The sequence below is a fragment of the Pseudomonas sp. NPDC047961 genome, assembly GCF_050272435.1.
Classification (GTDB): Bacteria; Pseudomonadota; Gammaproteobacteria; order Pseudomonadales; family Pseudomonadaceae; genus Stutzerimonas.
Genome location: NZ_JBNNMD010000005.1, coordinates 378,249 through 390,666 on the forward strand (window position 1 = coordinate 378,249; position 12,418 = coordinate 390,666).

Annotated in this window: 11 protein-coding genes; 3 read left to right on the forward strand and 8 right to left on the reverse strand. The window is 62.9% G+C overall.

What is annotated here, in order from left to right; all coding sequences use genetic code 11:
• The first annotated feature begins 43 nt into the window (after nucleotides 1-43).
• The 3 genes from ACQKIK_RS18295 (at nucleotide 44) to ACQKIK_RS18305 (ending at nucleotide 2,640) form a co-directional block, all read left to right on the forward strand.
• Entirely contained in the window at nucleotides 44-769 is a 726-nt protein-coding gene (locus ACQKIK_RS18295; RefSeq protein WP_499137000.1) for a DUF4198 domain-containing protein, read from the forward strand.
• A 351-nt stretch (nucleotides 770-1,120) separates the two neighbouring features.
• The gene (locus ACQKIK_RS18300; protein WP_499137001.1) at nucleotides 1,121-2,245 is read left to right on the forward strand and encodes an alkene reductase; all 1,125 of its coding nucleotides are present in this window, start codon (nucleotides 1,121-1,123) and stop codon (nucleotides 2,243-2,245) included.
• A gap of 89 nt (nucleotides 2,246-2,334) precedes the next feature.
• Nucleotides 2,335-2,640: an ArsR/SmtB family transcription factor gene (locus ACQKIK_RS18305; protein ID WP_499137002.1), complete on the forward strand. Its 306-nt coding sequence runs from the start codon at nucleotides 2,335-2,337 to the stop codon at nucleotides 2,638-2,640.
• 710 nt (nucleotides 2,641-3,350) lie between these two features.
• Here the strand turns inward: ACQKIK_RS18305 and ACQKIK_RS18310 are convergent.
• The 8 genes from ACQKIK_RS18310 to ACQKIK_RS18345 form a co-directional block, all read right to left on the reverse strand.
• The gene (locus ACQKIK_RS18310; RefSeq protein WP_499137003.1) at nucleotides 3,351-4,598 is read right to left on the reverse strand and encodes a vWA domain-containing protein; all 1,248 of its coding nucleotides are present in this window, start codon (nucleotides 4,596-4,598) and stop codon (nucleotides 3,351-3,353) included.
• A gap of 61 nt (nucleotides 4,599-4,659) precedes the next feature.
• Nucleotides 4,660-5,151, reverse strand: coding sequence for a hypothetical protein (locus ACQKIK_RS18315; protein WP_499137004.1), 492 nt, complete (start codon nucleotides 5,149-5,151; stop codon nucleotides 4,660-4,662).
• Between the two features lie 10 nt (nucleotides 5,152-5,161).
• Nucleotides 5,162-5,896 carry a hypothetical protein gene (locus ACQKIK_RS18320; protein ID WP_499137005.1) on the reverse strand — a complete coding sequence of 245 codons (735 nt, stop codon included), beginning with the start codon at nucleotides 5,894-5,896 and terminating at the stop codon, nucleotides 5,162-5,164.
• A 40-nt stretch (nucleotides 5,897-5,936) separates the two neighbouring features.
• Nucleotides 5,937-7,382, reverse strand: a complete 1,446-nt coding sequence (locus ACQKIK_RS18325; RefSeq protein ID WP_482696466.1) for a formylglycine-generating enzyme family protein — start codon at nucleotides 7,380-7,382, stop codon at nucleotides 5,937-5,939.
• A gap of 85 nt (nucleotides 7,383-7,467) precedes the next feature.
• Nucleotides 7,468-8,691 (reverse strand): FtsX-like permease family protein, encoded by a 1,224-nt coding sequence (locus tag ACQKIK_RS18330; protein ID WP_499137006.1) that lies wholly within the window; start codon nucleotides 8,689-8,691, stop codon nucleotides 7,468-7,470.
• Nucleotides 8,675-9,373: an ABC transporter ATP-binding protein gene (locus ACQKIK_RS18335; protein ID WP_499137007.1), complete on the reverse strand. Its 699-nt coding sequence runs from the start codon at nucleotides 9,371-9,373 to the stop codon at nucleotides 8,675-8,677. Before ACQKIK_RS18335 ends, ACQKIK_RS18330 begins: the two co-directional genes overlap by 17 nt.
• Before the next feature lie 3 nt (nucleotides 9,374-9,376).
• Nucleotides 9,377-11,371: a vWA domain-containing protein gene (locus tag ACQKIK_RS18340; protein WP_499137008.1), complete on the reverse strand. Its 1,995-nt coding sequence runs from the start codon at nucleotides 11,369-11,371 to the stop codon at nucleotides 9,377-9,379.
• Nucleotides 11,368-12,417: a flagellar basal body-associated FliL family protein gene (locus ACQKIK_RS18345; RefSeq protein ID WP_499137009.1), complete on the reverse strand. Its 1,050-nt coding sequence runs from the start codon at nucleotides 12,415-12,417 to the stop codon at nucleotides 11,368-11,370. Before ACQKIK_RS18345 ends, ACQKIK_RS18340 begins: the two co-directional genes overlap by 4 nt.
• Nucleotide 12,418: the final 1 nt, after the last annotated feature.

The following is a 12,418-nucleotide window of genomic DNA, read 5'->3' on the forward strand; positions in this document are numbered from 1 at the left end:
CAACCCGAGCCGGCCCGCCTCGATGTATCCATAAGGAAAGAAGATGAACAAGCACCACGCGAAATACGCCATGGCTTTGATAGCCGCACTAATGGTTGGGCAGGCCTGTGCCCACGGCATGTGGACGGAAGAGCGTCGCGGCAACATCGAGGTGATCTACGGTCATGGCGCCGAGGACAACGCCTATGACCCGAAGAAGATTTCCGGAGCCTGGACAAGCGACCAGCAGGGCGGCCGTATCCCGGTCACCGTCGAACGGCTCGAGGACCATGCACGCCTCAAACCGCTGGAGTCGCCGGCGGTACTCAGCGTCGCGCTGGACAACGGCTACTGGACGCAGGCGCCGGACAAGAAGTGGCTCAACGTCGGTGAATCGAAGGTTCCCGGCGCGCTGGATTCCGGTCGCTACTACAAGTACAGCCTGGCGGTGCTGCATGAGGGTGCGAAGCTGCCGGCGCTGGACAAGCTGAAGCTGGCCATCGTCCCGCAACGTGATCCCTTGTCGGTTGAAGTAGGAGAGGAGCTGGAGGTTCAGGTCCTGGTCGACGGCAAACCGGCTTCCAACGTCGAGCTGATCGCTGATTACGTGAACACCCCGGATGAAGTGGCTGCAACCACCGACAAGCAGGGCAAGGCAAAAATCACCGTGCGCAACCACGGCCTCAACGTCATTGCCGCGGCCACCACCGTCCCGAGCGAAGACCCGGACGCACGCGTGCGCGGCATGTTCTCTTCGCTGAGTTTCGTCAGCGCCAAGCACGAGCACTGATCGATCATCGCAGGTGACGGGCCCAAATCCTCTTCGTTGCATCGCTTCAACGCCTGTGAGACCGGCAAGCGTCGTCTATTTCACAGGCGTTTCCCTATGGCGCGAAGCGCAGGTGCCTTGCCGGTCTAGGTGGGCTCGGCAACGTGCTGACACAGCAACTTCAAGATCTCAGCATGGCGCAGTCTAAAATCTAGATATTGACATATATCGATATGATGACCAGCATAGCCAGTCCAGTGGTCGTCACTGCCCACGTTTGAAGCTCGACGCCTGTGTGGAGACGACGCACTTCTCGGTAAGGCAGCCCATGCCTTTTAATATCTATAAATCACGATATCCAAATCTAACGTTATGAATCACAAATCACTCTTCACCCAGACTTCGCTCGGCCCCTTCGTTCTGCGCAACCGCATTGTCCTGCCTCCTCTCACGCGCTCGCGGAGTTCGCAACCGGGCAATGTCCCCAACTCACTGATGGCGACCTATTACAGGCAACGAGCCGGTGCAGGGTTCATGGTGACCGAAGGCACCCAGATCGAGCCACGAGGCCAGGGCTACGCCTGGACCCCCGGCATCCACAGCCAGGAACAGGTCGAAGGCTGGAAGGCCATCACTCAAGCGGTGCATGCCGAAGGCGGCGTGATTTTCGCGCAGTTGTGGCATGTCGGGCGCGTGTCCCACACATCGCTCCAGCCTGACGGGGCTGATCCGGTGGGGCCCTCTGCAATCCCCGCACGCAACGTCAAAGTCTTCATCGAGACCGGGCCCGGCGAAGGGATGCTGGCTGATCCGTCGACCCCGAGAGCGCTATCAACCGGGGAGGTCAAAGAACTGGTGCAACTCTATGTCCAGGCTGCGCGAAACGCTTTGGAGGCAGGGTTCGACGGCATCGAGGTGCACTGCGCCAATGGTTATCTAGTGAATCAGTTCATCTCGGCTCACACCAACACCCGAACCGACGAATACGGTGGTTCGCTGCAGAACCGCCTGCGCTTTTTGCGCGAGATCGCGCAGGCGATCTCCGATGCAATAGGCGCGGACCGGGTCGGGATACGCTTTGCGCCGCTCTTTGCTAGCACCGATGAGGAGCGCGTTTATCTGGGGCTGGTCGAGGAAGACCCCCACGAGACATACATAGAAGCCGTGAAAATTCTGGAAGAGATCGGCGTGGCGTATGTGTCACTGGCTGAGGCCGATTGGGACAGCGCGCCGGAATTGCCCAACAGCTTCAGGCAGGCTGTACGTAAGGCGTTCAGCGGCAAAATCATCTACGCGGGTAAATACACGCCAGAGCGAGCTGCCGCGGCAATCGAAGCCGGCTGGGCCGACCTTGTCGCATTTGGACGCGCGTTCATTGCCAATCCTGATCTGCCGTCTCGGATTGCCCATGGGTCGCCCATGAACACGCTTGATCCGAGCAGCATGTATGGCGGAACGGAGCAGGGCTATATCGACTATCCGGCCCACTCGGAATAAGCCGCCGCTGCGTGCCCTCCGTCGCAGGGCACGCAGCGATTCGAGGCGAAGTATCGTAAGATCGCGAAAACCCACTACCCGACGCAGATATGAGCATAGACGTCAGTGAAGCGCTGAAGGCGTTGGACAACCCCACCCGCCTGGCCATCCTTACCCTGCTGAAGGACCCGAAGACCAACTTCCCGGAGCAGGAAGCCGATCCCGAGCAGCTGGGTGTGTGCGTCAGCATCATCCAGGAGCGCGTCGGGCTGTCCCAGTCGACCGTCTCGAACTACCTCGCCGCGCTCCAGCGCGCGCAACTGGTGACCTCCCAGCGTATCGGTCCCTGGACTTACTACAAGCGAAACGAGCAGAAGATCAATCTGCTGCTCGAAACACTCGGCAAGACCATCTGAGCGGAATCGAATCGTGAGTTGCCGGTGTCAGCTCATCCGCTTGGCTTGTTCCAACCGCAGTTGAACAGGTGCTGAATTACGAGCCAGAGGCGTCATCGGCGGCCTCGCGCGCTCACCCAGCCGTACTGCCAAACGAAAAAGCCCCGGATTTTCATCCGGGGCTTTTGCTTTGAAGATGGCGCCCAGGCGGGATTCGAACCCACGACCCCTCTTCGGAGGCAATGCGGTACAGAATCCCAGTTGCCATGCAGAGGTCGAAAACGCCGTTAAGCGCCATCCTGCAGGGGCTTCGCGTTGTGTCGCTCACTGCAGACAAAGACCTATGGCGATCTCTAAGGCTGGGTACCCGTGGTACGAAAAACGAAATCGGAGACTGGTCTCGTCGCCGTCTCACTGAGCCTGAGCTTTAACTACAGGTTTGCGGCGCCCAGTGAATGCCCTAGCCCCGTATGCTTACCGGTAGCCGTCAAAATTAACTGATCCGTAAGAGCTAGCATTGCACCGTCGCGGCCCGCAGCCGGAAGACACACAGCGCTCCTTCCCTCCGACTTGTTGGCCCCGTCTACTTGCCGCCGGAATATAGTCAACACACCAGCGGGTGGACGCCCTGGACTTGCGGATGTCGATAAGCTTGCTTTCGCATTGATCAGAATGAGTACCTAAGTAAGCATGCCATGCGACATGGTTACCCGATTTAGCTTCGGAGCGTATCAAGGGCAGCTTGGGTTTATAGAAACCTCCGCACTGGCCTCCTTTAGCATGTTAGTCACCTCGACAGCGTTGCGCGCGGTATACACGCGGCCTCCAGTATTTTCGGCGATGCAGTTGGAGAGTTCGCTGTCGCTGATGTTGACCACATTGACCCGCAGGCGCGGCTGCTGGCGGGCGATGCTGCGTGATACGGCGCAGGCGTTGCGTTCGCAGCCGTCTTCACCGTCAACGAACATCACCACCAGCGCATCATGCAGGCGGCCATCGACCTGGCTGGCGGCGAGCTCCAGGCTGCTGGCCAGTGGCGTGCCGTCGTTGGCGCCGAGCTGTTGTACGCTGCGTTTCAGCTGATCTCTCTGACTCTGCCCGAACAGGCCCCGGTCGATCTGGTTGTAGCAGCCGTCGAAGGTGATCAGGCGGGTGTTGATGTCGGGGTGCAGGGTGTCGAGCATGCCGCCGAACGCCTGCTTGGCCACCGTCAGCCGGGTGGGTTCGCTGAGCATGCGCGCCCGGCGCGGGTTGTTCTCCGGCAGGTGGACACCGGTGCTGTGGAACCACTGGTCGTCTGCGGGCGAGACGTCGATATTGAGGTTCATCGACCCGGAGGTATCCAGCACCACAGCAAAATCCGGAGGCCGCACATTTCCCGGTTGGCAGGCATGGCTGATCATTGGTGTGGGGTTGATCAGGTGCAGCAGGTAGCCCCGCCAGAACCAGAGCAGCCAGAGCAACACAAGCAATAGCAAAGGCAGCAGCAGCCACCACAGCGGAAGGCGCAGCCACCAGCGTTTGCGTGGTACTGGCGTTGGTTGCGGCGGCATTGAGGCCGGCGGTATCGCGGACGCAGGCGGGGGTGGCGGCAAGCCCCAGCGCACCACCAGTGGTTCATCGTTGAGGCTGTAGAGGTTGGCCAGGTCCGGCGCACCGATCAGGCTGCGCAGGCGGGTGGCGGTATCGTCCTGGCCGCGACTTTGCAGCTCGTTGGCCAGGTGGCCGATGGCGTGCTGGCGCTGCTGGTACTTCTCCAGCAGCCGGCGCTGCTGGTCGGCATTCAGTTCGACGTAGGGATGCGGCTGGCCCGCAAGTTCCGACCACCATTGCAAACTTCCGTCGTCGCCGGTTCGCGGCGTGGCGTACAGGCTGGCGACGCTGGGAGGGAAATGCCGGCGTATCAGCTCGACCTTGGCGTCGAGTGCCGACAGCGCCTGCTGGGGATAGGTTGCCGAGTCGCGTGTCACCCGCTGCATGAAGCGAATTCCTGAAAAATGAAGGCCGTCAGCGAGGACGGCCTTTGGAGGCGAGGGCCTGTTACTCGTAGCCCAGGCTCAGTTGCAGCCGGCTGACCTTTTGCTGCAGCGCCTTGAGTTCCTGCTGGCGCGCGGCTATGTCGGCGGCACTGCCACCGCTGGTCGGGCTGCGCTGGAGGTCCTGTTCCAGCGTGGCGATCTGCTGCTGGACCTGGCTTTTGTTGGCATGGCGACCCTTGAGCTGGCTCAACAGGCTGTTCAGCGACTGCTGCAGGCTGGCCTGCCGCTGACGCTGGGCCTCGAGACTCTGGCGAGTGCTCAGCTGCTGCTCGCTGATTTCCTGGTAAACCCTGTGGAACAGCTCATTCTCTGCGCGCGCGTCCAGCAGCTCCTGCTCACGTTGCTGGATTTGTGCGCTATAGCCGCCGGAGTGGTCGCACTGCATCTTGGCAATCAGGCTCGCCTCATTGTTGGCGGAGTTGCAGTTGGCCGGGGAGGTGGCACAACCGACCAGCGTCAGCGCGAGGGCGGGAAACAACAGTCGAAGATTCATCTGTGTCGCCTCAGCCCAGGGTGATCGCGGAGCGTTGGCTGTAGAGGCCATCGACTTCCTGCTGCAGGGCCGCGACCTTGAGGTTCATCTTGCCGATTTCCTCTTCGATCTTGACCACGTCGGTGCCGGCGCCGCCGTCACGTTCGAGTTTGGCGGTCTTTTCGTACTCACTGACCTTGTTGCGCATGTTGGCCAGTTCCTTGCGCATAACCGCCAGGTTCTGGTCGACAGCAGCAAGTTCCTGCTCGGCCTGGGCTTTGTCCAGCTGCTTGTTCTTGATCGATTTCTGGATGGCGGCGATGCTCTGCTCGTCGTCACGGATGACGCGCTGCATGGTTTCGGTACGGGCGACGACATTTTCCGTGTCTTTCTGGATGTCAGCGCTCATCACCCCCAGGCGCTCGGCGGTGTTGGCGTACTGGCTGCGACGCTGGTCGTAGTAGTAGTTGGCCCCCATGGCCACGCCGCAGGCCGCGATGCCGGCAACGACGGCGCAGGCGGCTTTGTTGCTTGAGTTGGAAAGGGCGCACGCCAGGACGCCGGCCCCAGCCGCGCCGGCGCAGGCAGTGAAGCCTGATTTGCTGAAGAACGCGGCGTCATTGCCCTGGGTCAGGCGCGGGTCGGCGGCCGGGACCGAGCTGTCGGTGAGCAGGCTCCCGGTGCTGGCGCAGCCGCTCAGCAGAATGCTGCCTGCCATGACAAAGCCGAGTACGGCCCTGGAAAACATACCTTGGCTCAGTTTCATGTTGTCGCTCCTTGTGTGTTTGGCGTTGTGCTTTTTCTAGTTATCGGGATACGGCCTTGCAGCTGGTGAGCCAGGCACTGGTATCGATCTTCTGGGTCTGCAGGAAGGCCTTCTGGTTGGCCCAGTGGGTGCGTAGATAGGGCTTGAGTTCCTGCAGCTGCTTGTTGCGACCGATGAGCTCTTCCATCACCGGCAGCTGTTTCTGCAGCAGCGGCTGGCCGTAGAGGCTGGCCGACTCGACCAGGCTACTGGCGTAGTAGCGGCTGAGCTTGTGCAGCCGGTCCTGCTGTTCGTCGAGCTTGCCCTTGCGCATGGGGCAACTGGGGTCCTGCTCGCCGGCAGCGCAGTTGAGGTCGTAGTTTTTCTGCAGGAAATCCAGATACTGGCCGTCATCGAGCATCTTGGTACAGAGGAAGGCGCCCAGGTTGAGGCTGGCTCGAATGGCCTGATCGCGAGCCTCTTCCTGCTGCTGGTTGCTGGCGCGTAGCTGGTTCTCCAGGGACTTGAGCTGATCCTTGAGGGCCTGATCTTCGACGCCGGAGGCCAGCGCTTCGAGCGCCTGCACGGTGCCCTTGTCCTTGGTGGCATCTTCCGTTCCGCTGCCAAGTTTCTTCCAGCTGCTTTCGATGCTGGCGACCCGCTCGCGCGAGGTCAGGGTCGGCGACACCAGCGCCAGGCGCAGGCCGGTGGTCTTGTTCTTCACCTGGCCCTGGGCGTTGTAGTAGGGCTCTTCCTTGCGCAGGGCCGTACGCATTTCCCCTTGCGCCGTCAGGTAGTTGCCGCCGCGCACCACGTAGCCGCCGGCCTGGCCGTGCTGGCGGTCGAGCTTGTTCAGGCGGAAGGGCTCGAAGATCATCTCGTCAGCATTGCCGAGTATGTCGTGCAGGCCCAGCGGGTTGGGCTTGAGCAGGCCCGACAACTGCAACTGGCCGTTGGCCGATTGCGAGCCGGCGAACCATTCATGGCCGTTCAGTCCCTCGGCCATCGGATAGCGACCGTCGCGAAACTCGGCGGTGCCGACTTCCAGCCCGCCGCGCGCGGCGAATTCCCATTCGATCTCGGTGGGCAGGCGCACGAAGCCCAGCGCGCCGTCTTCCCTGGGCAGCTTGCCCGCTGCGTGCTGGCGCAGCCACAGGTTGTATTTGTCCGACGCCTGCAGCGCATCCAGCCAGCTGATCGCCACCACCGGCAGGCGCAGCTTGTTGGACGGCGTCGGGCAGTTCTCGTCGGTCAGGGCGCGGTACTGCAGCTGGGTCATTTCATATTTGGCCAGCAGGTAGTAGCGCGATTTCTCGGAACCACTGGAGGTGAAACTGCCGGCGATAAAGGCCGGACGGCTCTGTTCGACGTAGCCCCATTCGGCGCTGTCCTGGCCGATGCTGATGGGATAGTCGTCCAGCGGACCGGCCATGGGGATATGCACCTTGCGGAACACCATGGAGCCGTCGCAGGGCATGGGCAGAACCACATCGCCGGCTTCGGGCATGGGGTTGAAGTGTTTCTCGTCCCAGGTGGCGAAGGCCTGGGTGCAGGCCAGCCCGAGGGGCAACAGCAGGAAACGGCACCAGTTTCTAGAGTTCACGCAGACTCTCCGCAGGTTCAATACTGATGGCGCGCAAGGCGCCGATTAGGGCAACCAGCGCCGCTACTAGCAGCGCCAGCAACAGGGCGATCAGCCCGTGCCAGAAAGTGATGTCACAGACGAAGGCGCCTGTGGCCTGGCTGCTGCCCAGCAGGCGGTTGAACAACTGGCTGCCGACGCCGTAGCACGCCAGACCGCCAAGATAGCCGGCGCCGCTGAGAAACAACGCCTGCAGCACCAGATAGCCAGCCACCGCAGCTCGCTGAAAACCCAGCAGGCGCAACAGCGCCAGGCTGCGCCGCTTGCGGTCGATGTTGGCGAGAAAGGCGCCGATCAGCGAAGCGATACAGCCCACCAGCGAGGCGCCGGCGATGACCCCGAAGATCACGCCCAGCACATGATTAATGGCCTTGACCGCGTCGATCTCGGCCAGGCGGCTGCTGGTTTCGATGTGTTGCGCATTCAGCCAGCGCTCCAGCGGCGCAACGCTGTCGATATCCCGTGCATACAAGCGCGCGCGGGCATAGCCGGGCGTCAGGCCCTCGGCGGAGTTACCGCTGTGTGCGCCCAGCGCGGGCACCTGATAGCCGTCGCGAAAGCGTTCCAGCCCCAGCAGCAGCTCAGGTGCGACAAAGGCGGCGGGGCGACCGAAACGCGCCGGGTCGAGTACCGCCAGCACCTGCAGGGGTTGCTCGCCGCGTTCGTTGACACCGTTCAGCCGGCGCGTCACCCGCAGTTGCAGCGAGTCACCGGCCTGGACGTTCAGGCGCTCGGCGGCGCGTGCACTGAGAATCACCTGGTTACCGCGTAGCGCGCTCAGTGGCGTGTCGAGTAGCGGGTCGCCGGTCTGGGTGGGGATGATCTCGGCGTTTTCGACGAAGCGCCGGTTGGGGCCGAGCAGGTCGGCCTGGGTATTCAGTGAGCGGGTCTGACCGATGGCGAAACCGGTTTCCGGGCGCTGTTGCAGTTGCGTGAGCCAGGCTGTGTCGTAGTTGCCGCTGCTCAGCAGGCGGATTTCCAGGTTGCGCGGATCGCGCAACAGGTCATCCTGCAGCTGGTTGACCACACCGTGCTTGAGGCCGAACAGCAGCAGCAGCGGGGCAATCACTGCCACCAGCGAGGCGGCCACACATAGCGACACCTTGCGGTCGTGCCACAGGTCGTTGAGTGCCAGCTTGCCGAGCAGAGCGAAGCGATCAAACCACCGGGACAAAAGCTGTCTCTCCTTCGCGGCTGACGGCGCCCAGCCGGGCCAGACCAAACTCGTCGATCAGGGCCCAGTCGTGGGACACCACCAGCGCGGTCAGCCCCAGCTCCCGCACCAGGCTCAGCAGCAGCTCGAACAGCCGCCGTGCATTGACCGGGTCGAGCGCTGCGGTGGGCTCGTCGGCCAGCAGCAGTTGCGGCTCATGGGCGATGGCCCGCACGCAAGCCACACGTTGACGCTCACCGATGGACAGGGCCTGGGGATACTTGTCGAGCAAGGATTGCAGGCGCAGCACGTCCAAAGCCTTTTCCACATGGCCGCTGCCCGACGGCAGGCCGAGCAGGCGGCGCGGCAGGCTGATGTTGTCGCGCACCTTGAGAAAGGGCAGCAGACCGCCGCTTTGCAGGACAAATCCCAACTGGCGCGAGCGCACTGCGGCCAGCGCCGACTGGTCGTCGGCCTGCAACAACTGGCAGACATCCACATGCTCGCGACCCAGCCGGTAGTGCGTCAGCGCCTGCGGAGCGAGCAACAGGCCGATGGCTTCGAGCAGGGTGCTCTTGCCACAGCCGCTCTCACCGGTGATGGCGCGAATCTCGCCATGTCCCAACTGCAACGCCGGCAGGCAGACGCGATGCGCCTGCGCACCGGTGCCCCGTGCGACCCGTAGTCCCTTAATGTCGAGCATGGCTCAGGGCATCATTTCCAGCGGCACCGGATACACGTTGTCGCGTGCATCGCTGTCCTTGGCCAGCGCCACCCAGCGGTCCACATCGGCGTTGTAACGCTGGTAGTGGCGCAGCTTGGTGCTCAGGGTGCGGATGAATTTCTCCTGGGCCAGGCCGTCCCAGCTCTTCCAGGTTTCCTCGTCCAGGTTGAGTACTTCGCTCTGGTAGGGCAGGTCTTCCAGGTATTCGCCGAGCATGCCCAGCTCCGCCAGGCGAGTGTTGTCGCCCTGCTTCAACTGGTTGGGATCGGCGCCCATGGTGGCGGCCACCGAACGCAGGCGCTCGAACATTTCGCTGGGCGAGATCAGGCCCTGGTTGGCGGCGTCGAGGATCTGCTTGAGCACGTCACTGAGGTCGCTGAGCTGGGATTTGGTCAGCAGCACGCGCACATCGGTGGTCGGCAGGTTCTGTTTGATCAGGTCGCGGTCGCTGATCCAGGCCTGGAACACGGGTGGCGCCTGGGTGCCGGTCTTCTGTCCGAGGTAGGCCAGCTGCATGGCGTGGCCAATCAGAGCAGCGTCGTCGAGCATTTTCTGCTCTTCGCTGCTAGCAGCTGCCGGTTCCGCCTTGGCATTGAGTGCGCTGCCAATGGCCTCGTCGCCCATATAGGCGGCCTTAACCTGACTGGTGATGGCATTGGCCAGGGCATCGACCTTGCGCCCGTAGGCGTCCAGGTCGCCGGCATTGACCGGGTAGTACAGCGAGGTATTGGTGCCCGGATAGGTCGAGAGCGCCTGATACTGCGCCTCGGCCTTGCCGTGGTTCTTCAGGCCGGCGGCGGTCTTCAGGTGCAGCGTGTAGATCGCCACGCCAGGGTTGCTGGCTTCGATCCGTACCTGCTCGGCGCTAAGGCCGGTCGCGGACAGCTTGTTATCGCCATCGATCGCACCGGCGTCAGTAATGAGGACCACGTAGCGGGCGCCGAACTGGGTCCAGTCGACCTGATCGATGGCGTGCATGACCCCTGAGTAGGCATCTTCATCGAAGCTGCTGCTCGACACCTTGGCCTGCCTAAGATCGGCGACTTTGCTCAGGAAATCGGCGCCGTCCGTGACCTTGTTGGGGTCGGCGTACATTTTGCTGACGTACTCCAGGCCCGGTACGGCCTGGGTGCTTGAGCGGAAGGCGACCAGGCCGAACTTGACTTGCTTGCCGAGCTTTTCCACGGCGATCTGCGCATAGACCTTCTTGATCGCCTCGCGGGTGCGCTCGATATAGGGGTCCATGGATATGGTCGAGTCGATGACGAACACCACTGCCGCGCTGAATTCCTTGAGCTGGCTGGTGATGGCCGGCTGGCTTGCGCTGCCGGCTGCGTTCGCGGCGCCAGTCGCGTTGCCAACGGTGGCTGATAACGTCTCGGCCTTGCTCACCGAGGCGACATTGAGCAGGCGCATGCGGAAACCTTCTTCGCTCATCACCTCCTCACCGCTGAGCACCGGCAGCAGGTAGAACTCCTTCTGCAGGTCGACGAAGAATTCCGGCTCCTGCGCCAGCACGCCGGTCGCCGGCTGGCCCTGTTTGAGTTTGGCCCGCAGTGGCGCGACATGGCTGACCGGGTCCGGCGCATCGAGGATGCCCTCCAGTGTCGGGCGCTCCTTGAAGAACAGCAGGCGGTCACGGTTGGCCGGGTTGGTGAAGGCCAGGGTCAGCTGCATCTTCCAGTCCACGGTACAGGCGGCGGGCAGCCAGCCGATGGTTTTGCCATAGCTGTCCGGGCCGACGCGCAGCCACTCGGCGTTACCGGCCTGGGCGCGCTCGTAGACGTAGAAACGGCTGAATGCCGGCTGTGTCTGTCCGCTGCCACCGGCGCTGGCGCTCAATTGGCAGTTGGGCGTGGTCAGTACGCGTTGGAACAGGGTCTGCTTGCCTTCTTGCAGCAGGGGTTTGTCCGCTGCCTGCAAGGTGGCGCTGGCGCAGAGCGCCAGCAGTGCCGCACAGCTAATACGCAGGCTCACGGTTGCAGCTCCTCGTAGCGTTGGCGGGCCTGGGCGTCATCCGGGGCCGAGGCGAGGATGGTTTCGTACCAGTAGGCTGCGGTGGCGGCATCCGCCTCAGCGAAGCAGGTGCTGGGCTGGTGGAACTCGGGGTCGTACTCACGCGCATAGGCGTGGGCGATCTGCACGTCACCGGCCTGGGCGCGGTTGGCATACAGGCGCTGGGCGATGCCGCAATGCCCGGCCTGCTTGGCGGTGGCGATGATTTCCAGCAGCGCGGCGCTGTCCGGCGCCTCGCGGATGCAGTTCTGCACGAAGCTCAGCTCGCTCTGGTTGGCCATGCTTTCCAGCGTGCAGGGGCCGGCGGCGACCGGCTCGCTGGCTGCTGCGGGTTCGGTTACCGCGGGCGGTGCCTCGGCCGGCTTTTCAACCGCTGGCTTCTTCAACCAGAGCCAGAGTCCCAGCGCGATTGCCAACAGAACCAGCACGCCGAGGATCAGTGGCAGCAGGTTGCTTTTCTTCTGAGCCGCAGGTTTCGTGACTGCCGGTTCTGCAGCCACCGGCTCGGGCTCAGGCGAGGCACTGAGCGGCTCTGCAGCCGGCGGCGGCTCAGGCAGCCCCAGCGACGGCATGTCCGGGATTTCCAGCGGCGCTTCGGGCACGCTCATGTTGCCGCCGTCATAGAGGGCGCGTGTTTCGCCACCGGCAATCGACGACAGCAGGCCTTGGGCCGGGCGCACCACGCCCTGATCCACGAGGCCGCCAGCGAGTTCACGCAATTCGATACGGAAGTTCGAGCTGCCGCTGCCTTCCAGCAGGGGATCGACCACATCGGGGCCGATCAGGGTTTCCAGCACATCCTCGTCGGCGCCCTGGTTGAAGCACGGCACCTGGAACCAGAACGGATTGTTGCTCCAGGTCCGGTCGCCTTGCAGGTAGAACTGGTCCTGATTGCGCTGAATGGAAAACTCCAGCTTCTCGCTGGCGCCGCGCCATTTCTTCACCGCCAGTCGGGCCTGGCCGGGAATGTTCGGCTCAAGGGTCAGCAGGTCAACACGTATGGGCATG

What these genes read in the sequence shown, in the direction of transcription:
- ACQKIK_RS18295 (WP_499137000.1), top strand. Translation starts at nt 44, where the DNA reads ATGAACAAGCACCACGCGAAATACGCCATGGCTTTGATAGCCGCACTA.
- ACQKIK_RS18335 (WP_499137007.1), bottom strand. Translation starts at nt 9,373, where the DNA reads ATGCTCGACATTAAGGGACTACGGGTCGCACGGGGCACCGGTGCGCAG.
- ACQKIK_RS18320 (WP_499137005.1), bottom strand. Translation starts at nt 5,896, where the DNA reads ATGAAACTGAGCCAAGGTATGTTTTCCAGGGCCGTACTCGGCTTTGTC.
- ACQKIK_RS18300 (WP_499137001.1), top strand. Translation starts at nt 1,121, where the DNA reads ATGAATCACAAATCACTCTTCACCCAGACTTCGCTCGGCCCCTTCGTT.
- ACQKIK_RS18315 (WP_499137004.1), bottom strand. Translation starts at nt 5,151, where the DNA reads ATGAATCTTCGACTGTTGTTTCCCGCCCTCGCGCTGACGCTGGTCGGT.
- ACQKIK_RS18305 (WP_499137002.1), top strand. Translation starts at nt 2,335, where the DNA reads ATGAGCATAGACGTCAGTGAAGCGCTGAAGGCGTTGGACAACCCCACC.
- ACQKIK_RS18310 (WP_499137003.1), bottom strand. Translation starts at nt 4,598, where the DNA reads ATGCAGCGGGTGACACGCGACTCGGCAACCTATCCCCAGCAGGCGCTG.
- ACQKIK_RS18325 (WP_482696466.1), bottom strand. Translation starts at nt 7,382, where the DNA reads ATGCCCGAAGCCGGCGATGTGGTTCTGCCCATGCCCTGCGACGGCTCC.
- ACQKIK_RS18345 (WP_499137009.1), bottom strand. Translation starts at nt 12,417, where the DNA reads ATGCCCATACGTGTTGACCTGCTGACCCTTGAGCCGAACATTCCCGGC.